The sequence below is a fragment of the Pseudomonas sp. HMSC066A08 genome (genome assembly GCF_001813025.1).
Classification (GTDB): Bacteria; Pseudomonadota; Gammaproteobacteria; order Pseudomonadales; family Pseudomonadaceae; genus Pseudomonas; species Pseudomonas aeruginosa.
Genome location: NZ_KV811178.1, coordinates 47,878 through 69,687 on the forward strand (window position 1 = coordinate 47,878; position 21,810 = coordinate 69,687).

23 protein-coding genes are annotated in these 21,810 nt (G+C 67.5%); 9 read left to right on the top strand and 14 right to left on the bottom strand.

Annotated features, from left to right (window positions below):
* Positions 1–69: 69 nt before the first annotated feature.
* From tpsB2 to trpI, 4 genes are all read right to left on the bottom strand, one after another.
* The gene (tpsB2, locus tag HMPREF2886_RS00175; RefSeq protein ID WP_083318495.1) at positions 70–1,758 is read right to left on the bottom strand and encodes a two-partner secretion system transporter TpsB2; all 1,689 of its coding nucleotides are present in this window, start codon (positions 1,756–1,758) and stop codon (positions 70–72) included.
* Positions 1,759–2,053: 295 nt separating this feature from the next.
* Positions 2,054–2,281, bottom strand: coding sequence for a DUF1161 domain-containing protein (locus HMPREF2886_RS00180; RefSeq protein WP_003097347.1), 228 nt, complete (start codon positions 2,279–2,281; stop codon positions 2,054–2,056).
* Positions 2,282–2,464: 183 nt separating this feature from the next.
* Positions 2,465–2,680 (bottom strand): dodecin, encoded by a 216-nt coding sequence (locus tag HMPREF2886_RS00185; protein ID WP_003097345.1) that lies wholly within the window; start codon positions 2,678–2,680, stop codon positions 2,465–2,467.
* 100 nt (positions 2,681–2,780) lie between these two features.
* Complete coding sequence (gene trpI, locus HMPREF2886_RS00190) at positions 2,781–3,668, bottom strand: trpBA operon transcriptional activator TrpI (RefSeq protein ID WP_042169879.1); 888 nt, start codon at positions 3,666–3,668, stop codon at positions 2,781–2,783.
* Positions 3,669–3,771: 103 nt separating this feature from the next.
* Here trpI and trpB point away from each other — a divergent pair, with 103 nt between their 5' ends.
* The 4 genes from trpB (at position 3,772) to HMPREF2886_RS00210 (ending at position 6,965) form a co-directional block, all read left to right on the top strand.
* A complete protein-coding gene (gene trpB, locus HMPREF2886_RS00195; RefSeq protein ID WP_003097340.1) occupies positions 3,772–4,980 on the top strand; it encodes a tryptophan synthase subunit beta in 1,209 nt (402 codons plus the stop codon).
* Complete coding sequence (trpA, locus tag HMPREF2886_RS00200; RefSeq protein ID WP_003120671.1) at positions 4,977–5,783, top strand: tryptophan synthase subunit alpha; 807 nt, start codon at positions 4,977–4,979, stop codon at positions 5,781–5,783. The genes trpB and trpA overlap by 4 nt, the downstream gene beginning before the upstream one ends.
* Positions 5,784–5,968: 185 nt before the next feature.
* A complete protein-coding gene (locus HMPREF2886_RS00205; protein WP_003111192.1) occupies positions 5,969–6,592 on the top strand; it encodes a response regulator transcription factor in 624 nt (207 codons plus the stop codon).
* Positions 6,593–6,599: 7 nt separating this feature from the next.
* On the top strand, positions 6,600–6,965 hold the full coding sequence (locus HMPREF2886_RS00210) for an Hpt domain-containing protein (protein ID WP_033968195.1): 366 nt from the start codon (positions 6,600–6,602) through the stop codon (positions 6,963–6,965).
* On the opposite strand, the gene HMPREF2886_RS00215 is transcribed toward HMPREF2886_RS00210, so the two are convergent.
* Entirely contained in the window at positions 6,944–7,321 is a 378-nt protein-coding gene (locus HMPREF2886_RS00215; protein ID WP_024918132.1) for a DOPA 4,5-dioxygenase family protein, read from the bottom strand. The genes HMPREF2886_RS00210 and HMPREF2886_RS00215 overlap by 22 nt on opposite strands.
* Before the next feature lie 10 nt (positions 7,322–7,331).
* Positions 7,332–8,246, bottom strand: coding sequence for a choline sulfate utilization transcriptional regulator (locus HMPREF2886_RS00220; protein ID WP_033968196.1), 915 nt, complete (start codon positions 8,244–8,246; stop codon positions 7,332–7,334).
* 112 nt (positions 8,247–8,358) lie between these two features.
* On the opposite strand from HMPREF2886_RS00220, the gene betC reads away from it, so the two are divergent.
* From betC to HMPREF2886_RS00235, 3 genes are read left to right on the top strand one after another with little or no spacing between them, the layout of a single operon-like run.
* Positions 8,359–9,870 (top strand): choline-sulfatase, encoded by a 1,512-nt coding sequence (gene betC / locus HMPREF2886_RS00225; protein ID WP_070746573.1) that lies wholly within the window; start codon positions 8,359–8,361, stop codon positions 9,868–9,870.
* Between the two features lie 16 nt (positions 9,871–9,886).
* Entirely contained in the window at positions 9,887–10,810 is a 924-nt protein-coding gene (locus HMPREF2886_RS00230; RefSeq protein ID WP_039027024.1) for a choline ABC transporter substrate-binding protein, read from the top strand.
* A gap of 4 nt (positions 10,811–10,814) precedes the next feature.
* Positions 10,815–12,368: a SulP family inorganic anion transporter gene (locus HMPREF2886_RS00235; RefSeq protein ID WP_058018494.1), complete on the top strand. Its 1,554-nt coding sequence runs from the start codon at positions 10,815–10,817 to the stop codon at positions 12,366–12,368.
* A 3-nt stretch (positions 12,369–12,371) separates the two neighbouring features.
* On the opposite strand, the gene HMPREF2886_RS00240 is transcribed toward HMPREF2886_RS00235, so the two are convergent.
* The 5 genes from HMPREF2886_RS00240 to hemF all read right to left on the bottom strand — a co-directional run bounded on the left by HMPREF2886_RS00240 (position 12,372) and on the right by hemF (position 17,134).
* On the bottom strand, positions 12,372–12,974 hold the full coding sequence (locus tag HMPREF2886_RS00240; protein ID WP_058018493.1) for a hypothetical protein: 603 nt from the start codon (positions 12,972–12,974) through the stop codon (positions 12,372–12,374).
* Positions 12,971–14,257, bottom strand: a complete 1,287-nt coding sequence (locus tag HMPREF2886_RS00245; protein WP_033978593.1) for a peptidylprolyl isomerase — start codon at positions 14,255–14,257, stop codon at positions 12,971–12,973. Before HMPREF2886_RS00245 ends, HMPREF2886_RS00240 begins: the two co-directional genes overlap by 4 nt.
* Positions 14,238–15,224, bottom strand: coding sequence for a phospholipase C/P1 nuclease family protein (locus HMPREF2886_RS00250; RefSeq protein WP_033978594.1), 987 nt, complete (start codon positions 15,222–15,224; stop codon positions 14,238–14,240). Before HMPREF2886_RS00250 ends, HMPREF2886_RS00245 begins: the two co-directional genes overlap by 20 nt.
* A 110-nt stretch (positions 15,225–15,334) precedes the next feature.
* Positions 15,335–16,159, bottom strand: coding sequence for a shikimate dehydrogenase (gene aroE, locus HMPREF2886_RS00255; protein WP_033978595.1), 825 nt, complete (start codon positions 16,157–16,159; stop codon positions 15,335–15,337).
* Positions 16,160–16,216: 57 nt separating this feature from the next.
* The gene (gene hemF, locus HMPREF2886_RS00260; RefSeq protein ID WP_003097311.1) at positions 16,217–17,134 is read right to left on the bottom strand and encodes an oxygen-dependent coproporphyrinogen oxidase; all 918 of its coding nucleotides are present in this window, start codon (positions 17,132–17,134) and stop codon (positions 16,217–16,219) included.
* Positions 17,135–17,324: 190 nt separating this feature from the next.
* Here hemF and HMPREF2886_RS00265 point away from each other — a divergent pair, with 190 nt between their 5' ends.
* Positions 17,325–18,302 carry an NADPH:quinone reductase gene (locus tag HMPREF2886_RS00265; protein ID WP_039027020.1) on the top strand — a complete coding sequence of 326 codons (978 nt, stop codon included), beginning with the start codon at positions 17,325–17,327 and terminating at the stop codon, positions 18,300–18,302.
* 9 nt (positions 18,303–18,311) lie between these two features.
* On the opposite strand, the gene HMPREF2886_RS00270 is transcribed toward HMPREF2886_RS00265, so the two are convergent.
* The 3 genes from HMPREF2886_RS00270 to HMPREF2886_RS00280 all read right to left on the bottom strand — a co-directional run bounded on the left by HMPREF2886_RS00270 (position 18,312) and on the right by HMPREF2886_RS00280 (position 21,159).
* The gene (locus tag HMPREF2886_RS00270) at positions 18,312–18,869 is read right to left on the bottom strand and encodes an L-threonylcarbamoyladenylate synthase type 1 TsaC (protein WP_033968205.1); all 558 of its coding nucleotides are present in this window, start codon (positions 18,867–18,869) and stop codon (positions 18,312–18,314) included.
* Between the two features lie 40 nt (positions 18,870–18,909).
* Entirely contained in the window at positions 18,910–19,998 is a 1,089-nt protein-coding gene (dprA, locus tag HMPREF2886_RS00275) for a DNA-processing protein DprA (RefSeq protein WP_003123764.1), read from the bottom strand.
* A 135-nt stretch (positions 19,999–20,133) separates the two neighbouring features.
* Entirely contained in the window at positions 20,134–21,159 is a 1,026-nt protein-coding gene (locus HMPREF2886_RS00280) for a LysM peptidoglycan-binding domain-containing protein (protein WP_003097294.1), read from the bottom strand.
* 138 nt (positions 21,160–21,297) lie between these two features.
* Here HMPREF2886_RS00280 and def point away from each other — a divergent pair, with 138 nt between their 5' ends.
* Positions 21,298–21,804, top strand: a complete 507-nt coding sequence (gene def / locus HMPREF2886_RS00285; RefSeq protein ID WP_003097293.1) for a peptide deformylase — start codon at positions 21,298–21,300, stop codon at positions 21,802–21,804.
* The last annotated feature ends 6 nt before the right edge of the window (positions 21,805–21,810 follow it).

A 21,810-nucleotide genomic window follows, 5' to 3' on the forward strand; every position in this document is an offset into this window, starting at 1 on the left:
GGTTTTCCAAGGAAAGGGCCTCGATGCAGGTAGGCGCTTTCCTAAAGCGTTCAGGAGGTCGCCGCGTCTTCAGAAGAACGCGTCGACCCGGAAATAGATCGGGTGCTCGCGCCGCTCGATGGCGCTGGGCCGCTCCAGCGAGCGGGCGAAGCCGACGCTGGCGGCGAAATAGCGGCCGCGGGCATCCAGTTCGATGGCGTTGCCGCTCATGCGCCCGCTGGCGCCGTCGTTGTAGCGGTCGTGGCGGATCACGCCGACGTCGTAGGCGAAGGCCACGCCGTATTCCTGCAGCCAGGGCCGCAGCGGCGCCCACTCCACCGCGCGCCGCCAGCGCAACTGGTTGCGCCAGTAGCCGCCGCTGTCGCCGGTCAGGGTCTGGTCCTTGAAGCCGCGCACCGAGCTGTTGCCGCCGAGGCTGATGCGCTGCGGGCTGAACAGCACGTCCTCGCTCCTCTGCCCGGTGGCCAGGCTGTCGAAGCTGAAGCGCTCGCCCCATAGCTGGAACGGCTGCAGGTAGCTGAGGGTCAGGCTGTACTTGTCGTAGCGCGCATTCGGATCGCCCGCCTGCGGGTGGCCGCGACCCTGCGCGCCAAGGGCGCCGATGCCCTGCTGCCAGCCGAGGTCGAGGTTGACGAAGCCGCTGCCGATCCGCCGGCCATGGTTGAAGCCGAGCTGGGTCTCGGTGATCCGCGTGCTCTGGTCTTCCAGGCGGGTGTCTTCGACATAGTTGTTGGTGCGCTGGTGGCTGAGCCCCAGGCTCATGGCGGTCTTGCTCACACCGTCGCGGTGCAGCACGCGTTCGGCGCGGAACTGGTGGCTGCGGCTGTCGCCATCGAGCTTGAAGGGGAAGCCGCTGGCCTCGTTGCGCGTGCGGTAGTCGCTCTGGCTGTAGCCGTAGGTGAAGGTCCACCAGCCCCAGGGCAGGCTGTAGAACAGGCTCTGGCTGTCGGAATGGCGCCAGCGGTCGGTCACCGCGTCGCGGTTGGCGCGCAGGTTGAGCTGGTCGGCCAGGCCCAGCGGGCTGTCCCAGTCCAGGCCCAGGCCCATCTGCTGCTCGCCGGTGCTGACGTCGCCGTCGTTGTTGCGCGTGGCGGAGACCCGCCAGGGCTTGTCGCGCTCGCCCTTGAGACGCACCCGGCTGCCGCCGACCTCGCTGCCGGGCACCAGCTCCAGTTGCGCCTGGCGCGACGGCAGGCGGCTCAACTGGTCGACCAGTTGCTCCAGCTCGCGCAGGTCGAGCAACTCGCCGGTCCTGCCCGGAAAGCTCATCGTCAGTTCGCGCGGGCTGGCCAGCGCGGAGCTGTCCAGGCCCTCCAGGCGGCCTTCGACGACGATGATGCGCAGGGTCCCGGAGGCCAGGTCCTGCTGTGGCAGGTAGGCGCGGGTGGTGACGTAGCCGCGATCCAGGTAATGGTCGGTGACGGCCTTGAGCAGCGCATTGAGCTGGCCGACGCCCAGGCAGCGCCCCTGGTAGGGCGCCAGCAACTGGCGACGGGCGCTTTCGCCGAGGTGCCCGGCGCCTTCCAGCTCGATGCGACGGATCTCGAAGCAGCGCTCGTCGTCGCCGGAGGCATCCGCAGCGGCGGGCGCTTCCTTGCCGGGCAGTTGCTGGAGTTCCTCCAGGCGCTTGCGCTGTTCGTCCAGCAGGCGTTGCTGGCGGTCGCGGATCAGGTCGCGGTCGCCGGGGGAGGTGAAGGGGGCGGCGCTGGCCATGAGCGGCAGGCACAGGAAGATAAAGGCCAGGCGATGGAGAGCCACGATTTCATTCCTTGAATTCAGAGAGGCGCGATACTGGCCCAGCGGCTACAGCGGGTAATCAGGCATATTCCGAAATCCGTCTTCCATGAGTCGGACAATCCGGGAGTAAGGCACAAGGCCATCTGGGCGCGCCGAAAAACCTAACACAGACTTTTGGATTAATCCGTTAGATGGCACGCTTTCTCGACGAACTGCAACAAGACCCATCGTTGGTAAGGTACTCACCGCGGCAAAAAGAAAGGGCCGGCTCCCATGGGAAAGCCGGCCCCGGATACTGCTCGTCGCAGGCGCTGCATCAGCCGCGCTGGTAGACGATTTCCTTGGTGCCGCCGTCGCAGGTGCCGACTACCTTCTTGTCGGTGACGCTGCCCTTGTCGACGATTTCCAGGGTGTAGGCAGGAACGCCGTTGGCCTTGATCTTCGCATCGATCTCGGCTTTCAGTTCCTCACAGGGCTTGGCGGCGAATGCGCTGCCCGCCACGGCAAACAGGCCGACTGCCAACATCAACTTCTTCATGAACACATTCCCTCGTTGCATGGATGAAGACCCGAACGGGTCAGGCTTGCCAAATTCGGCAAGGTTGAGACGAGCGCGCCGCCCATGGAGGCACGCCGCCCTCATAGCCTGTGCATGATCCGGCGAAGCGGAAAGACGCGGCGGCCTTTCCAGGGCGCAGGCGATCGTGGACAGGTTTCCAGGGTGCCATCAGCTATTGGCGATACGGAACCCTACTTTCAGGGTCACCTGGTAATGGCCGACGGCGCCGTTCTCGATGTGCCCGCGGGTATCCACCACCTCGAACCATTCCAGATGCTGGATGCTCTTCGCCGCTTCGGCGAGGGCGTTGTTGATGGCGTCCTCGATGCTGGTCTTGGACGAGCCGACCAGTTCGATCTTCTTGTAGGTGTGGTGATTGGACATGAACTCTCTCCCCGGACGATGCCTGGTTCTTCGCGCCCGACGGGCGCCTCTGTTCAATGGACACTAGCCGAGCCGGAAAAGTGCAGCAAATCGCCAGCGCTCAGCCTGCCAACTGCTCCCGCAACCATTGCGCCAGACGCCCGGCACGCGGATCGTGCAGGCGCGCCGGTACCCACAGGGCCAGGCGCGCGTCGGTCTCGATGAAGCCCCAGGGCGCCGCCAGGCGGCCCGCGACGAGATCGTCGCGGACCAGTGGCTCCGGGGCGATGGCCACGCCGAGGCCCGCCACCGCCGCTTCCAGCAGGTAGTAGAGATGCTCGAACCCCTGGCCATAGCGCAGCGCCTCCGCCGCCAGCCCCTGGCTCGCGGCCCAGGCCGGCCAGGCCTGGGGCCGCGAGGCGGTATGCAGCAGCGGCTCCTGCAACAGCCGCGCGGCGGGCGCCTGGGACAGGCCGGTTTCCCGCGCCAGGCGCGGGCTGAGCACCGGGCCCATGCGCTCGGGCGCCAGCTCGAAGACCTGCATGTCCGCCGGCCAGGGCGGCTCGGCGAACCAGAGCATGGCGTCCAGGCCGGGACGACGCGGATCGAACTCGCCCTCGCTGGTGGACAGTTGCAGGCGCAGGTCGGGGAGGGCACGGTTGAGCTGGTCCAGCCGCGGGATGAACCAGCGCGCCAGCAGGCTGCCGGGTACGCCGAGGACGAACGGGGCCTCGGCGGTCTGCCGGCGCAGCTCGGCACAGACGCCACGCAGTCGCTCGAACGCATCGCCGCAGGCGTCACGCAGGCGAACGCCGGAATCGGTGAGTTTTACGCCGCGTCCATCCTTGCCGAACAGGGCCACCCCGAGATCGTCCTCGAGCAACCGCACCTGCCGGCTCACGGCGCCATGGGTAACGTGCAGTTCCTCAGCCGCCAGGCTGATGCTGTGCAACCGGGCAGCGGCTTCGAAAGCGCGCAGGGCATTCAGGGAAGGGAGGTCGCGGCTCATGGCTATTCGTGAGTTTTCCTGACAGGTTTGAGCAATCTTATCGGTTTCTTTTACCCGGCGGGGGGATTAGATTCTGCCCATACGTCATTTCCTGGAGCCCTCCATGACTTCCTATCGCAACGGCCCCGACGCCAAGGGCCTGTTCGGCCGCTTCGGCGGCCAGTACGTCGCCGAGACCCTGATGCCGCTGATCCTCGACCTCGCCCGCGAGTACGAGAAGGCCAAGGACGACCCGGCGTTCCAGGAGGAACTGGCCTACTTCCAGCGCGACTACGTCGGCCGGCCGAGCCCGCTTTACTTCGCCGAGCGCCTGACCGAGCACTGCGGCGGGGCGAAGATCTACCTCAAGCGCGAGGAGCTGAACCATACCGGCGCGCACAAGATCAACAACTGCATCGGCCAGATCCTCCTGGCCCGGCGCATGGGCAAGAAACGCATCATCGCCGAGACCGGCGCCGGCATGCACGGCGTGGCCACCGCCACCGTCGCCGCGCGCTTCGGCCTGCAGTGCGTGATCTACATGGGCACTACCGACATCGACCGGCAGCAGGCCAACGTCTTCCGCATGAAGCTGCTGGGCGCCGAGGTGATCCCGGTGACCGCCGGCACCGGTACCCTGAAGGACGCCATGAACGAGGCGCTGCGCGACTGGGTGACCAACGTCGACAGCACCTTCTACCTGATCGGCACGGTCGCCGGCCCGCATCCGTACCCGGCGATGGTCCGCGACTTCCAGGCGGTGATCGGCAAGGAAACCCGCGAGCAACTGGCCGAGAAGGAAGGGCGCCTGCCCGATTCGCTGGTCGCCTGCATCGGCGGCGGCTCCAACGCCATGGGCCTGTTCCACCCGTTCCTCGACGACGCCGGGGTGCAGATCGTCGGCGTGGAAGCCGCCGGCCACGGCATCGACACCGGCAAGCACGCGGCCAGCCTGAACGGCGGGGTTCCCGGCGTGCTGCACGGCAACCGCACCTTCCTGCTGCAGGACGCGGATGGCCAGATCATCGACGCACACTCCATCTCCGCCGGCCTCGACTATCCCGGCATCGGCCCGGAACACGCCTGGCTGCACGACACCGGCCGCGTCGAGTACACCTCGATCACCGACGACGAAGCCCTGGAGGCCTTCCACACCTGCTGCCGCCTCGAAGGCATCATCCCGGCACTGGAAAGCTCCCATGCCCTGGCCGAGGTCTTCAAGCGTGCGCCCAGCCTGCCCAAGGAGCACATCATGGTGGTGAACCTGTCCGGTCGCGGCGACAAGGACATGCAGACCGTCATGCACCACATGCAACAGGAGTCGAAAGCATGAGCCGCCTGCAGACCCGCTTCGCCCAGCTCAAGCAGGAAAACCGCGCCGCCCTGGTGACCTTCGTCACCGCCGGCGACCCGGACTACGCGTCTTCCCTGGAAATCCTCAAAGGCCTGCCGGCGGCCGGAGCCGACGTGATCGAACTGGGCATGCCGTTCACCGATCCGATGGCGGACGGCCCGGCCATCCAGTTGGCCAACATCCGCGCCCTCGAAGGCGGCCAGACCCTGGCCAGGACGTTGCAGATGGTCCGCGAATTCCGCAGCGGCGACAGCGAGACGCCCCTGGTGCTGATGGGCTACTTCAACCCGATCCACCACTACGGCGTCGAGCGCTTCATCGCCGAGGCGAAGGAGGTGGGAGTGGACGGCCTGATCGTGGTCGACCTGCCGCCGGAGCACAACGAAGACCTCTGCCACCCGGCCCAGGCCGCCGGCCTCGACTTCATCCGCCTGACCACCCCGACCACCGGCGACCAACGCCTGCCGACGGTGCTCGAAGGCAGTTCCGGGTTCGTCTACTACGTGTCGGTGGCGGGCGTCACCGGCGCCAACGCGGCGACCCTGGAGCACGTCGAGGAAGCGGTGGCGCGCTTGCGCCGACATACCGACCTGCCGATCGGTATCGGCTTCGGCATCCGCAGCGCCGAACACGCCGCCGCGGTCGCGCGGTTGGCCGACGGCGTGGTGGTCGGCTCGGCGCTGATCGACCGGATCGCCAAGGCCCGCGACAATGCCCAGGCGGTCAAGGACGTCCTCGCCCTGTGCGGCGAGCTGGCCGAAGGCGTGCGCAACGCACGCTGACAGACCCTGACAGCGGCATTCGCCAGGCGCAGGTAACCCGCTGCGCCTGGCCTTGCGTTGCACGCTGCCAGAACCGTGAGGAAAATTTCACGGTAATTTTCAGAAATGTCTTATTGTCCGCCGACTCTGCCGAAGCCTTGAATAGCGCCTTACCCAAATAGCCAACGCATTCAAAGAAGGTTCGCATGAGTAAGGTGCTGATCGTCGATGATCATCCCGCTATCCGCCTGGCCGTGCGCTTGCTGTTCGAGCGCGACGGTTTCACCATCGTCGGCGAGGCCGACAACGGTGCCGAAGCCCTGCAGGTAGCCCGCAAGAAGTCTCCCGACCTGGCCATCCTGGACATCGGCATCCCCAAGATCGACGGTCTCGAAGTGATAGCCCGCCTGAAGTCCCTGAAGCTGGACACCAAGGTCCTGGTCCTGACCCGGCAGAATCCGGCGCAGTTCGCCCCGCGCTGCCTGCAGGCCGGCGCCATGGGCTTCGTCAGCAAAAGGGAAAACCTCTCCGAGCTGCTGCTCGCCGCCAAGGCCGTGCTGGCCGGCTACATCCACTTCCCCACCGGGGCGTTGCGTAGCATCAACCAGCAGAGCCGCGACAACGAGGCCCGCATGCTGGAAAGCCTTTCCGACCGCGAGATGACCGTGCTGCAGTACCTGGCCAACGGCAATACCAACAAGGCCATCGCCCAGCAGCTGTTCCTCAGCGAGAAAACCGTGAGCACCTACAAGTCACGCATCATGCTGAAACTCAACGCCCACTCCCTGGCCGGCCTGATCGATTTCGCCCGCCGCCACGAGCTGATCTGAGGATCCCATGCGAACGTTCGACCTGACCGCCGCCCTGGGCGACCGCGCCAATCAACCGGAGATCAGCCGCCTGCTCGTCGCGCAGCTGATGACCAGCAACAACGAAGATACCCGCAAGCTGCGGCGCGCCCAGGAGCGCGAGCAGACCCAGGAACTCAACGAGCTGGCACACCGCCTGGCGGGCATGGCCTCGCTGATCCACGCCCACGCCGTTGAACGCGCCTGCCACCAACTGGAGATCGCCTGCGGCGAAAGCTCCGTGCGCAAGCGCGCCGATGCCGTCGACGACCTGGTGACGGCACTGGGCGAGCTGCAATGCGAACTGCACGACTGGATGACGATGACCGCGCCTCAAGGCACGGCGAAGTCATAGCGTTGCGGGCCTTCGTCCAGGATCGACAGGTCCAGTGGGCGAATGGCTCCCATCCAGATGGCTCGGTCGCGATGGTCGACCAGATCGTTGCCGGTGACCGGGTGGATGAACACCACCAGGTCCTGCCGATGGATGGCCAGCCAGGGCACCAGCTCGCCGAACACCTCGGGAGCGAATGCCAGCTGGCAGCTCCAGTCCGGATGTGGCCCTACCGGCCGCTCATGGACCCGCCCCATCTTCAGCGGAAAGCGCCGCGCCGCCTCTTCGCAAAGGGCGCGGGCTCGCTCGATGCTCTGCGCATCGAAATAGACGTGAGCATGGAAGCCCTGGATGCGGGGGGTGGAATACTCGTTCATCGTCACCTCTTCAAGCGCCGCCGGCCTGCAACTCGGCCTGCAGCCAGTCGACGAAACCGTCGACCAGCCGCTGGCGCCGCTTGCGCTCCGGCAATACCGCATAGTACCCGCATCGCGACAGGCAGCTCTCGCCTATGGGCCGGCAAAGCAGCCCCTGTTCGAGCAGGTCGTCGACCAAGTGGCGCCAGCCGATGGCCACGCCCTGGCCGGCGATGGCCGCCTGGATCAGCAAGGTGTAGTTGTCGAAGCTGAGCACCGCCGGAATCGGCTGCCGATCGATGGCCAACGCTTCGAACAACGCCGGCCAGTCGAACCAGCGGGCGTGCTGCGCCGGCTTCAGATGCAGCATCGGCAGGCGCGCCAGGTGCGCCTTGGCCAGCGGCAACTGCAATCCCTCGACCAGCCGCGGGCTACAGACTGGGAACACCTCCTCGCGAAACAGCCGGTGCGCTTCGCCGTGCTTGGAACGACCGTCGCCGAACAGGATCGCCACATCGATATCGCCGCGCTGGCCGGCCAGGCCGCGCTCGCTGGTCACCAGGCTCACGTCCAGGTGCGGATGGGCTTGGTGGAAGCGCGGAAGGCGCGGCATCAGCCAGTAGGCGGCGAAGGCGTAGTCGGTGGCCACCTGGAGCACCTCATGGCGCTGGCGCGCGCCCAACGCGGCGATGCCGGCATCGATCGTCTCGAGGCCGGCGGCCACGTGGCGGAGCAGGAGCTGGCCGGCGTCGGTGAGCACGATGCCTCGATGGACGCGCTGGAACAGAGGGGTCGCCAGCTCTTTCTCCAGGCGTTTGATCTGCTGGCTGACCGCAGGCTGGGTGGTCCCCAGTTCCTCGGCGGCAGCGGTGAAGCTGAGTTGGCGGGCGGCGGATTCGAATACCCGGAGCAGGTCGAGGGACGGCGGCATGAGGCGTTCTCCCATAAGCCAGGCTTATCCAACGCATCCAGCCCCATGCGGTTTACCAGGGATTTCGATGCACTGATGATCGACGTAGCACTATCGCATAACCCAATCGCATGGGATAAGCCGCCCGATGAAAACCTCGCTGAACATCCTGTTCATCATGGCCGACCAGATGGCCGCGCCGCTGCTGCCGCTTCACGATCCGCGCTCGGTGCTGCGCATGCCTCACCTCTCGCGCCTCGCCGAACGGGCCGTGGTGTTCGACTCGGCATACTGCAACAGCCCGCTCTGCGCGCCGTCGCGCTTCACCCTGGTCAGCGGCCGCTTACCTACCCGCATCGGCGCCTGGGACAACGCCGCCGACTTCGCCGCCGATACCCCCACCTATGCCCACTACCTGCGCAACCTCGGCTATCGCACGGCGCTGTCGGGCAAGATGCACTTCTGCGGTCCCGACCAGTTGCACGGCTACGAGGAACGCCTGACCAGCGACATCTATCCGGCGGACTATGGCTGGGCGGTGAACTGGGACGAGCCGGAGGTGCGCCCGAGCTGGTACCACAACATGTCCTCGGTTTTGCAGGCCGGTCCCTGCGTGCGCACCAACCAGCTGGACTTCGACGAGGAGGTGGTGTTCAAGGCCCGCCAGTACCTCTACGACCACGTTCGCCAGCACGCCGGCCAGCCATTCTGCCTGACCGTGTCGATGACCCATCCGCACGACCCCTACAGCATCCCGGCGAGCTACTGGAATCTCTACCGCGACGAGGACATCCCTCTGCCGCGCCAGCGCTTCGCCCAGGAGGAGCAGGACCCTCATTCGCAACGCCTGCTGAAGGTCATCGACCTGTGGGACAAGCCGTTGCCCGAGGAGCGCATCCGCACCGCCCGGCGTGCCTACTTCGGCGCCTGCAGCTACGTCGACGCGCAGATCGGTGCGCTGCTGGCGACCCTGGAGGAATGCGGGCTCGCCGACGACACCATCGTGGTGTTCTCCGGCGACCATGGCGACATGCTTGGCGAGCGCGGCCTCTGGTACAAGATGCACTGGTTCGAGATGGCCGCGCGCGTGCCGCTGCTGGTCCATGCGCCGGCGCGCTTCGCGCCGCGCCGCATCGGCGCTTCGGTATCCACCGTGGACCTGCTGCCGACCCTGGTGGAGCTGGCCGGCGGCCAGGTCGATCCACGCCTGCCGCTGGAAGGCCGCTCGCTGCTGCCGCACCTGCACGACGGCAGCGGGCATGACGAGGTGATCGGCGAATACACCGCCGAGGGCACCCTCAGCCCGCTGATGATGATCCGCCGCGGCGACTACAAGTTCATCTACTCCGAGCAGGACCCCTGCCTGCTCTACGACCTGCGCAACGACCCGCAGGAGCGCGAGAACCTCGCCGCCAGTCCGGCCCACCGCGGAACGTTCGAGGCGTTCCTCGACGAGGCCCGGCGACGCTGGGACATCCCCGCGATCACCCGCGCCGTACTCGACAGCCAGCGCCGCCGACGCCTGGTGGCCGCCGCGCTGGCGCGAGGACGGCTGGCCAGCTGGGACCACCAGCCATGGGTCGACGCCAGCCAGCAGTACATGCGCAACCATATCGACCTGGACGATCTCGAGCGCCGCGCGCGCTTCCCGCAACCCTGAGCACGAGGGCACTTCCATGAACCGGCTTCCCACCTGCCTGCTGGCCGCCACCCTGTTCCTGGGCAGCGCCTCGCTATACGCCGAAGACCCCGCCTGTGCCCGCGTCAGGCTGGCCGATCCAGGCTGGAGCGATATCGCGGTGACCAACGCCATCGCCGCGTTTCTCCTGGAAAGCCTCGGCTACCAGGTGAAGATCGATACCCTGTCGGTGCCGATCATCTATGGCGGCCTGCGCGACGGCCAGGTGGACGCCTTCCTCGGCGGCTGGATGCCCGCGCACCAGGACTATCACGACAAGTTCGTCGCCAGCGGCCGGGTCGAACGCCTCGGCCGCAACCTCGACGGCACCCGCTTCACCCTGGCGGTGCCGCGCTATGTCTGGGACGCCGGCGTACACCGCTTCGAAGACCTCGCCACGCAAGGGCAACGCTTCAACCGCAAGCTGTACGGGATCGGCTCCGGCTCGCCGGCCAATCAGTCGATCCAGAAGATGATCGACGCCAACCAGTTCGGCCTCGGCGACTGGAAGCTGGTGGAGTCCAGCGAGCAGGCGATGCTCGCCGAACTCGGCCGGGCCGAGAAGCGCCAGCGCTGGCTGGTGTTCCTCGGCTGGACGCCGCACCCGATGAACATCCGCCATGACCTGCGCTACCTGGAAGGCGGCGAGCAGTACTTCGGCGACCGCGGCCAAGTCTACACCCTGGCACGCAAGGGCTACGCCGCGCAGTGCCCGAACCCGGCGCGGCTGCTGGCCAACCTGCGCTTCGACCTGGACATGGAGAACCGCCTGATGAGCGACGCGCTGGAAGGCACGGCGACTCCGGCCTCGGCGGCCCGCGCCTGGCTCAAGGCCAACCCGCGGGTGCTCGAGGCCTGGCTGCAAGGGGTGACCAGCCGCGACGGCGGCGACGCCCTGGCCGCGGTTCGCGGCCAGCCATAGCGCCATGTGGACGCGTCTGCTGCCGTTCCTCGCCTGGCTACCGGGGCTGCGCCGGGGCACGCTCGGGCGCGAGGCCTGGGTCGGCCTGAATGGCGCGATCCTGGCGCTGCCGCAATCGATGGCCTATGCGCTGATCGCCGGCCTACCAGCGGAGTACGGCCTGTATGCGGCGATGCTACCAGTGGCGATCGCCTGCCTGTGGGGCTCGTCGCGCTATCTGGTGAGCGGTCCCACCGCGGCGATCTCGGTGCTGCTGTTCAGTTCGGTGGCCCCGCTGGCGCCGCTGGGCAGCCCGCAATACGTCCAGGCCGTGCTGCTGCTGACCTTTCTCGCCGGCGCCTTCCAGTGGCTGCTCGGCGTCCTGCGCGTCGGTTCGCTGGTCAATTTCGTCTCGCATTCGGTAATGCTCGGCTTCAGCCTTGGCGCGGCGCTGCTGATCGTCCTCGGCCAACTGCCCTATCTTCTCGGCCTGGCCGCGAGCGGGGAGGGCGCAGGGCCGGGAAACGGCTGGCGGCTGCTGGCGCGGTTCGCCGAGTTCGACGGCCCGTCGCTGCTGGTGGGCGGCTTCAGCTTCGCGCTCAGCCTGCTGGTCAGGCGCCTGCGACCACGCTGGCCGGCCCTGCTGCTTGGCTTGCTGGGCGGTGCCACGCTGGTCTGGGCGCTACCCGGGACCTTCGCCTCGGTAGCCCATGTGCAGGCCTTATCGAGCGCACTGCCGGGCTGGGCTCCGCTGGTCTTCGATTCCCGATCGATCCTCGACCTGCTACCTGCGGCGGTGGCCTGCGGCATGCTCGGGCTGGTCACCAGCCTGTCGATCGCCCGCGCCCTGGCCGCGCGCCAGGGAGACGCGTTCGATGCCAACCAGGAGGTCCGCGCCCAGGGCCTGTCGAACCTGCTCGGGCCTTGGCTGTCGGCGAGCCTGTCGGCGGGTTCCTTCACCCGCTCCGGGCTCAATCTGGAAGCCGGGGCGCGCTCCCCGCTGGCGGGTGCGTTTTCAGCGCTCTGGGTGGCACTGCTGGCCGTGCTCGGTGCGCGCCTGATCGAGCATGTACCGTTGCCGGCGATGGCCGCAGGCATCCTGCTGATCGCCTGGGGCCTGATCGACCGCCCGGCGCTCCGCGCGCTCTACCGCAGCGGCCGCGCCGAATGCCTGGTGGCCGGCCTTACCGCCCTGGCCACGCTGCTGTTGCCGCTGCAGAACGCCATCTACGCGGGAGTGCTGGCGTCGCTGTTCTTCTACCTGCGGCGCACCTCGACACCACGCGTACTGCACCAGCGCAACGACGAGGAAGAAGTGCTGCGCATCGAAGGCTCGATCTTCTTCGGCGCCTGCGACTACCTGCAACGCCTCATGCGCCAATGCGACAGGCCACGGCTGGTGCTGGACGCCCGCCAGGTGAACTTCATCGACTTCGCCGGCGCAGTGCTGCTGCAGCAGGAAGCCCGCCGCCTGCACGCCGAGGGCCGCCGCCTGGTATTGCGCCACGCTCGCCCGCAGGTCCGCGAAGCGCTGGGCCGGCAGGCCGACGAAGGCTGCCGCCTGCACTACGAAGGCTGACGCTCAGGGCGCGGCCGGCGATGTCGGTGCGCTCTCGCCGGGCAGCAGTTGCGGCGATTCCCGCTGCAGCTTGTCGCGCATCATCTCCAACTGTCCAAGGGCGGCGCGAGCCTCGTCGATTTCCTCGGCGCTGCGCTCGCCACCCTGTTCGGCCGCCTCGATCCGCGCGCGGATTTCCGGGATCTGCTGTACGCCGCTGGTGTAGGCCTGTACCAGTTCGCGGGTCTGGCGTTCCTCGAACGCCTGGTACTGCTTCGGATCGGCCAGCTCCTGCGCCGTCGCGCCCCGGCGCGGTTGCAGGCCGCCGAGCGGCGGGCTGCGCGGGTCGCCCTCGTCGCGCAGCATCTGCATGAACTGGATCGCCTGCTCGCGATCCAGCTCCGCCGCCGGCGGCTCCGTCTCGTACGCCGGTGCCGCCGCTTGCGATCGCACCGGCGCCAGCGGCGGCGGACGGTCGTCGACCGCGGGCAGCGCCGCAAGCGTCCTGGCTGGCGGTGGAGAAGACGAGGAAGCGGCCATTTCGGCGGGCGCCAGCAACACGCCGGCGCAGGCCAGGGCGATCGCCAGCCCGCTGCAGCCGAGGGCAACGCCGAGCCAGCGCTTCACAAGCCTTCCACCTTGGCGCCGGCCAGCAGGTTGCGCAGGCGCGTCTCGAACTGCGCTGCCAGTTGCTCGCGCGCCACCGCCTGGTTCACCTCGAAGCGCACGCTACGGTCGTCGAGGGGCAACTGGCGATCCTCGCGGCTACGCACCCGGACGATCTCGAACGCGCCGTCGATGCGCATCGGCTGGGAAACCGTATCGGCCTTCTGGATCAGCGCAGTCTTGCGCAGCAGGTCGAGCCGGCTGTCCTGGGGCCGTATCAGGCCTAGGTCGCCGGGCGGGTCGCGGTCCCTGTCGTCGGCCAGGGAATAGCGGCGTACCGCCTCGTCGAAGGCCAGGCCGCTGCGCAACTCGGCGTAGACCTTGTCCGCGCTCGCCTGGTCGGCCAGGCGGATATGCGCCGCCTGCACCTGCGCGACGTTGCGGTAACGCTCCAGGTTGCGCCGATAGTAGGCCTCGGCGTCCTTGTCGCTGACCTTGCCGGCGAGTTCCCGCAGCGCATCGGACTCATGGTGGAAATCACTGTAGAGGCCGATCTGGTGCAGATAGCGATGGCGCACCAGCTTGTCCCGCACCAGGGTCCTCACGCCCTGCCGCTCTGCCGGGCCGAAGCCGTCCCGGGCCAGGCGGTACCAGAGGTAGTCGCGGCGGATGCGGGTCTGGACCTGGCGCGCCAGGTAGGCGAGGTTGCCCTGTTGCAATTCCACCTGGCCCTGGACGTTGTCGCCTTCGTACAGCGATAGCAGGTCGAGGACCTGTGCCGGCTGGCCGGGAAACTGCCAGCCGATCAGCTCGACCCCGGCCGCCTCGTGGCGCTGCGTCTCGTCCAGCAGCAGGCTGTTTTCCACCAGGCCGCGACTCCTCGGCGCCAGCACCTCGCGCAAACGCTCCGCGCTCAGGGCCCGGGGCTTGCGCAGGTATGGCCCGAGGTCCTCGCGGTAGCGCCTGCCGTATACCTGTTCGAGCAGGTTGCCGGCCTCGATCTCCACGCTGGCCTCGAGATCGGCGCGGCTCTGCGCGGTGAGCTGGTCTTCCACCGCGCGCGCCAGCAGGCGGTTTTCCACCAGGCCACGGCGCAACTGCTGCGGGTCGGTGTTGAACTTGACCCGCGACAGAGCCTGCTCGAGCAGGTCGACGCTTCTCCCCGGCAGCACCTCGCCGTCGATCCGCAGATCCTGCGGCGCCTTGGCGGGAACGCCATGGGCGCTCCACGCCAGCAGCCCGAGAGCGACCCCGCACAGTGCGCGACGCCAGCCCCGGGCGCGATCAGAGAGCAGTCGGTGCATCGAAGCTGCTGGCGCCCTTGGTCAGTACGGTGACGGTCAGGGCGATGGACTCGGGAATCAGCTCCTTCGCCACCCGCAGGCGCGTCTCGTAGCTGGTGTCGTAGAGCGGTTCGGGGCGTGCGTAGGCGACCTGGCCAGTCTGGGTGAGCAAGTCACGGATGCTCTTGCTCGGGTCGTAGCGCCCCACCAGGTTGGCCACCGCCGCCGGGTCGTTGAGATTCTCGCTGGCGTAGTGATCGTCGACCCAGCCTTCCCAGCTGGAATGGCCGTTGGCCGAGGTGATCCACACATGGTGCGGCTGGGCCACGTCGCCGGTGGCGTGCAGTGCATAGCCGATGGTTTGCAGCGAAGGCGCGGCGCGGAACTGCTCGAACCAGTAGGTGGCGAGGTTGTCGATCGGCTGGAAGGCGGCGGTCTGGAAGTCGCCGTAGTGTTCCTGCCAGTCCGAGCGTGTGCCCTGGCGGTAGTGCGCCTCGGTGGTGTCGAAGTCCTCGCGCTTCAGCTCGCGGTTGTAGAGATAGACCATGGCGTACCAGTCGACGTCGGCGATGCCGCCGTCGACCTTGTGGTAGCGGTAGTCGTAGCCGCCGTGGGGGTTGCCATGGGAGTCGCCGTCGCGGGCCAGGTTGAGGAAGTGCCAGTACGAGGTGTAGTTGACGATGCCCGAAGCCGCGCCCCACAGCGGCGCGTGTTCGTAGCCGACCCACCAGCCCCCGAGACGGGTGTCCTTGAAGTCGTCCACGTCGAAGGCCGCCTGGCCGAGGATCTCCCCGGCCTGCGCCTCGCTGCCGGCGGCGCTCACGTAGAACCGGTAGGCCTGGCGCATCTCCTCGGTGGCGTAGGAGGAGTTCATGAAGGCCAGGGCGTCCTTGACGATATTCTTGTGGGTCGGTTGCGACCAGGCGTTGGCCTGGCTGGCGATGGCGCAGATGCAGAGACCGGCGGCCAGGCGGGCGAAGGTTTTCATCGGCAGCGCTCGAGAGTGAGTGAAGCCTGAAGTCTTAACCCGGTTTTGTGATTCCTACATGTCAGATGGAAGCCAATTTGAGACGCACGTCTCAAATGCCGGCTGACAACTCAGACAGTTGCCAATTGCCGGCGCAGCGTCTCCAACACCGGCGCCGAGGCAGGACGCACGCCGCGCCAGAGGAAGAATGCCTCGGCGGCCTGCTCCACCAGCATGCCCAGGCCATCCAGGGTACGCGCCGCACCGCGTTCTGCGGCCCAGCGGTTGAAAGCGGTCGGTTCCTTGGCATACATCATGTCGTAGCAGACGGTACGGCCGGGTTCGATCACGCCCTGCGCCAGCGGAGGCACGTCGCCGGCAAGACTGGCCGAGGTGCCGTTGACGATCAGGTCGAAAGGCCCTTCGACCTCGGCGAAACCGCAGCCGCGCACCACGCCGAGGTCGGCGAACCGCTCGGCCAGGTCCACGGCCTTCCGCGCCGTGCGGTTGGCGATCAGCAGCTGTGCCGGGCACTCGCCGAGGAAGGGTTCGAGCACCCCGCGCACCGCACCGCCGGCGCCGAGCAGGAGAACCCGCTTGCCGCGCAGCTCGACCCCGGCGTTCGCCGTCAGGTCCCGCAGCAGGCCGGCGCCGTCGGTGTTGTCGCCGCGCAGGCGACCGTCGGCGAGGCGGATCAGGGTGTTCACCGCCCCGGCCCGGGTGGCCCGCTCGCTCAATTCGTCCACCAGACGATAGGCCTCTTCCTTGAACGGCACGGTGACATTGGCGCCCTTGCCCTGCTCGAAGAAGCGCCGGGCGAACCCGGGGAAATCGTCCAGCGGCGCCAGTTGCGCGTCATAGACCAGCGCCTCGCCGGTCTGCTCGGCGAACAGGCGGTGGATCAGCGGCGACTTGCTGTGGCCGATGGGGTTGCCGAATACGCAATAGCGGTCCATGGATCGTTCCTTTGCCGGAGTGGGACGGGACGAGCGGACTCGTCCCCTGCGGGCGGGTCAGGGCTGGCCGGCGAGCCAATCGCGGTCGGCGAGGAAATACTCGGTCAGGCGCGCTTCCTCGCTGCCCGGCTCGGGTTTCCAGTCATAGCCCCAGCGCACCTGCGGCGGCAACGACATCAGGATCGATTCGGTACGGCCGCCGGACTGCAGGCCGAACAGGGTGCCACGATCGAAGACCAGGTTGAACTCCACGTAGCGACCGCGACGATAGGCCTGGAACTCTCGCTGCCGTTCATCGAACGGCGTGTGCTTGCGGCGCTGGACAATCGGCAGGTAGGCATCGATATAGGCGTCGCCGATGGCGCGGATGAAGGCGAAGCAGGTGTCGAAGTCCCACTGGTTGAGGTCGTCGAAGAACAGGCCGCCGATGCCGCGCGGCTCGTTGCGGTGCTTGAGGTGGAAGTAGCGGTCGCACCATTCCTTGTAGCGCGGGTAGACGTCCGCGCCGAACGGCGCGCAGGCGTCGCGAGCGACCCGGTGCCAATGCACGCAGTCTTCCTCGTGGGCGTAGTAGGGGGTCAGGTCGAAGCCGCCGCCGAACCACCAGACCGGCTCCTCGCCTTCCTTCTCGGCGCAGAAGAAACGCACGTTGGCATGGGAAGTCGGCACGTGGGGGTTTTCCGGATGGATTACCAGCGACACGCCGAGCGCCTGGAAACCGCGCCCAGCCAGTTCCGGCCGATGGGCGCTGGCCGAGGGCGGCAGGCTATCGCCGAAGACGTGGGAAAAATTTACCCCGCCCTTCTCGATCAATGCGCCGTCGCCGATTACCCGTGTCCGTCCGCCGCCACCGGCCGGACGCTCCCAGGCGTCCTCGGCGAAGCGGGCCTTGCCGTCCTCCGCCTCGAGGGCGGCGCAGATGCGGTCTTGCAGGTCGAGCAGGTAGGTTTTGACAGCGGCGATACGGTCGGTCACGGAGTTCACCTTGGAGCGGGGAGGCCGCGCGGGGCGCGGGCTGGCGACGAAACGAGGGCGCAAGCATACCACCCTGGATGGGTAGCCGGCGCTTGACGGCCGTCAAGGGGAAGGCTTGGATGAAGGCCTTCGCCCGTGGTCGCCCATCCGGCGCGACTGTCCGAGAACCTAACGAAGCAGGAGTTCCAGCATGGCCAAGCGCATCCAGTTCGCTACCTACGGCGGCCCCGAAGTCCTCGAATACCGCGACTACCAACCCGCCGAGCCGGGCCCCCGGGAAGTCCGCGTGCGCAATCGCGCCATTGGCCTGAACTTCATCGACACCTACTACCGCAGCGGCCTCTATCCGGCCCCCGGCTTACCCTCGGGACTGGGTAGCGAAGGTGCCGGCGAGGTCGAGGCGGTGGGCAGCGAAGTGAGCCGCTTCAAGGTCGGCGACCGCGTCGCCTACGCCACCGGCCCGCTGGGCGCCTACAGCGAACTGCATGTGCTGGCGGAGGAGAAGCTGGTCCACCTGCCCGACGGCATCGACTTCGAACAGGCCGCCGCGGTGATGCTCAAGGGGCTCACCACCCAGTACCTGCTGCGCCAGACCTACGAACTGCGGGGCGGCGAAACCATTCTCTTCCATGCCGCCGCGGGCGGCGTGGGCCTGTTCGCCTGCCAATGGGCCAAGGCCCTTGGAGTGCAGCTGATCGGCACCGTCAGCTCGCCGGAAAAGGCACGCCTGGCCAGGCAGCACGGTGCCTGGGAGACCATCGACTATAGCCATGAGAACGTGGCGCGGCGGGTGCTCGAACTGACCGACGGGAAGAAGTGCCCGGTGGTCTACGACTCGGTGGGCAAGGATACCTGGGAAACCTCGCTGGACTGCGTGGCGCCGCGCGGCTTGCTGGTCAGCTTCGGCAACGCCTCGGGGCCGGTGACCGGGGTCAACCTGGGCATCCTCTCGCAGAAGGGTTCGCTGTACGTGACCCGGCCGACCCTGGGCAGCTACGCCGATACCCCGGAAAAACTCCAGGCGATGGCCGACGAGCTGTTCGGCCTGATCGAGCGCGGTGACATCCGCATCGAGATCAACCAGCGCTTCGCCCTGGCCGAAGCAGCCAGGGCGCATACCGAACTGGCCGCGCGGCGAACCACCGGCTCGACCGTGCTGTTGCCCTGAAGCGCGTACTCAGGCCGGGCGGATGACCTGTCCGGTCACCAGGTCGCGGATCAGGCTGGGGTTGCGGCGCCCGCCAAGGGCGCCGCCGAGGATAGCGTCCAGCTCGTCGTGGAAGTACTGCTCCACCCGCAACCGCGTGCGCGCCGCCGGGCGCCCGGCCGGATTGGCCGAGGTGGAGATCAGCGGACCGGTGAGATGGCACAGTTCCTGTACCAGGGGGTGGTCGGTGACCCGCACGGCGACGCTGTCGTGGACGCCGGTGACCCACTCCGGCAGGCGCTCCTGGTGCGGCACCAGCCAGGTGTTCGGCCCCGGCCAGGTAGCGGCCAGGCGGTCCAGCCAGGCGTCCGGCAGGTCTTCGAGAAGGAAGTCGAGCTGGTGGATGTTCGCCGCCACCACGATCAGACCCTTTTCCACCGGCCGCGCCTTCAGCGCCAGCAGGCGATACACCGCATCCTCGTTCCACGGGTCGCAGCCGAGCCCCCATACCGCCTCGGTGGGATAGGCGATCACGCCGCCCTCGCGGACGACCCGGGCGGCGCATTGCGCACGAAAGCTGCTGATCATCGACTCACTCCAGCGGACAGGGTGCGCGAAGTGTACGGTTTCAGCCGGAGCGATGCACCCAGGTGCCGGCCTCGCAGGCGACCCGGCCGTCGAGTTCCAGTTCGCTGAGCGTCGCCAGCACGTCGGGCAGCGTCATGCCGCTGGCGGCGGCCAGGCCTTCGCTGGTGTAGGGCGCGGCGCGCAGCAGCGCCAGCAAAGGGTGGGGCAGGGGCTGCGCAGGCGCTTCCGCTGGCTCCGCCTGCGCCCAGCCGCGCAGTGCTTCGAGCACGTGCCCGACGCTTTCCACCAGCAGCGCGCCATCGCGAATCAGTTGGTGGCAGCCACGTGCGCCGGGATGGTGGATGGAACCCGGAATGGCGTACACCTCGCGACCCTGTTCCGCCGCCAGCCGCGCGGTGATCAGCGAGCCGCTGGCGGGACTTGCCTCGACCACCAGCACACCCAGCGAGAGTCCACTGATGATGCGGTTGCGCCGGGGAAAGTTTGCCGGCAGCGGCGGGCTGTCCAGCGGCAGTTCCGAGACCAGCGCGCCGCCACCCTCGACGATGCGCCGTGCCAGCGCCTCGTGGCGGCGCGGATAGAGCCTGCGCAGGCCGGTGCCGAGGACTGCCACGGTCGCGCCGCCCGCCTCCAGCGCGCCCTCGTGGGCGGCGCCATCGATGCCCAGGGCCAGCCCGCTGGTGATGGCGAAGCCGCCCTGCGCCAGGCTGCGCGCAAAGCTCCGGGCGGTGCCCAGCCCGGCGGGGCTGGCGCGGCGGCTGCCGACCATCGCCAGTTGCGGCCGTTCCAGAGTCTCCGGGGCGCCTTCGACGTACAGCAGCGGCGGGGCATCGGCGACTTCGGCGAGCAGTGCCGGGTATCCCGGGTCGTCCCACATCAGCAGGTGTCTGCGCGGACCTTCCAGCCAGCGCAGGGCTTCACCCGCAGCCTCCCGCACCGCCGGGCTGCGCCGCGCGGCGGCGGCCTCGGCAGGCACTCCCAGGGTGCGCCAGGCGCCGGCTGGCGCGGCAAGCGCGGAAGAGGCCGAACCGAAGGCCTCGATCAAGCGCAGGAAGCGCATGGGTCCCAGTTCGGGCAGGCCATGCAGGCGCAGCCGTGCTTCCAGTTCGGCTGGAGAATGGTTCTTCATCGCGACTCATCCATAGCAGGCAGGTCCATCGCTGACAGGAAGAGGGGAAGGGTCCGGCTTCCATCCTGGAAACCGTCGTATGAAATTTCCTTCCCCCCAGAAACGCGAAACCCCCGCCGAGGCGGGGGTTTCGAGTCAGGGATTCTGCACCCTGTCGGTTACCGAGAGCGGCCTGCTGGCCATCAGAACCAGGGCGTAGCTCAGCTTCTTGTAGGTACGGAACACCATCAGCAGGCCGGCGCGTTCGTCGGGAATCTTCACCGACTCACCGGTAACGCGGTCGCGCACCGTCTCGCCGACCTTGTAGATCGCCAGCACGTTGCCCTCGGCCAGCCCGTCGCGCTGGCCACGGTTCAGGGTGACCACGTCGAACTGGCCGATCTGGGTAACGCCGCGCGGTACGTCGATGATTTCGCCCTTCACCTCGCGGCTCGGCTCGCCGGGCATGAAGGTGGAATTCACCGCACGCTCCTCGGTGGGAAACAGACGGTCGCCCAGGCGCACTTCCTGGGTGGTGCGGGTCAGCGCCAGGGTCGCGACGTCGCCTTCGGTGGCCACCACCTCGCCGCCGCCGATGTCGTCGGCGTTGATGCCGAGGACTTCCTTGGTCTTCGGATCGATGTAGACCTTGCCCTGGCGGAAGATGCCATAGGCCGGCTGGCCGTCGGCGAACTTGCCGCGGGCATAGATGCGGTCGCCGGTGCCGCTGACGATCCGCTCGGCGTTGCCGGCGACGATGTACGGCGCGCTGGTGAAGGTCTTCTCGTCATCGACGATGCGGTTGGCCAGCAGGAAGCTGTTGATCTTGTCCAGCGGGATGGTCGGGATGGCCTCGGCGATCGGCGTGCTGCGGATCTTCGGCGACAGCTTGATGGTCCCGCGTGATTCGCCACGGTTCAACACCAGGCGCGGCTGGCCATCGACGTAGACCAGGCTGAGGGTGTCGCCGGGGTAGATCAGGTGGGGATTCTGGATCTGCGGGTTGGCGTGCCAGAGTTCCGGCCACTTCCATGGCTGACGGAGGAATTTCCCCGAGATGTCCCACAGGGTATCGCCCCTGACCACCGTGTAGCGGTCCGGATGCCCTTCCCTGAGGTCGACCTGGGCCTGCGCCAGACCGCTCGCGGCAAGGAGCAGAAGGGCGACTAGTGATTTCCTCATGCAGTGAATCCCTTTATCATGTCGACATACGCGAAACGCCCGAAGCCCGCGAGAGACGCGGTCTGAAGCCGTTTTCAAGCTGCGCGCCATCTTAGCAGCGGATTTTCAATCGATTCCACAAGTGCATCACAAACGCATATGGCCATCCTGAACATTCTCGAATTCCCCGATCCGCGCCTGCGGACCATCGCCAAACCGGTGGAGGTGGTCGACGACGCGGTGCGCCAGTTGATCGACGACATGTTCGAAACCATGTACGAAGCCCCGGGCATCGGCCTCGCCGCGACCCAGGTGAACGTGCACAAGCGCATCGTGGTCATGGACCTCAGCGAAGACAAGTCCGAGCCGAGGGTATTCATCAACCCCGAGTTCGAACCGCTGACCGAGGAAATGGACCAGTACCAGGAAGGCTGCCTGTCGGTGCCCGGCTTCTACGAGAACGTGGACCGACCGCAGAAGGTCCGGATCAAGGCACTCGACCGCGATGGCAACCCCTTCGAGGAAGTCGCCGAAGGTCTGTTGGCGGTATGCATCCAGCACGAATGCGACCACCTCAACGGCAAGCTGTTCGTCGACTACCTGTCCACCCTCAAGCGCGACCGCATCCGCAAGAAGCTGGAAAAGCAGCATCGACAGCAGGCGTGACCCCAT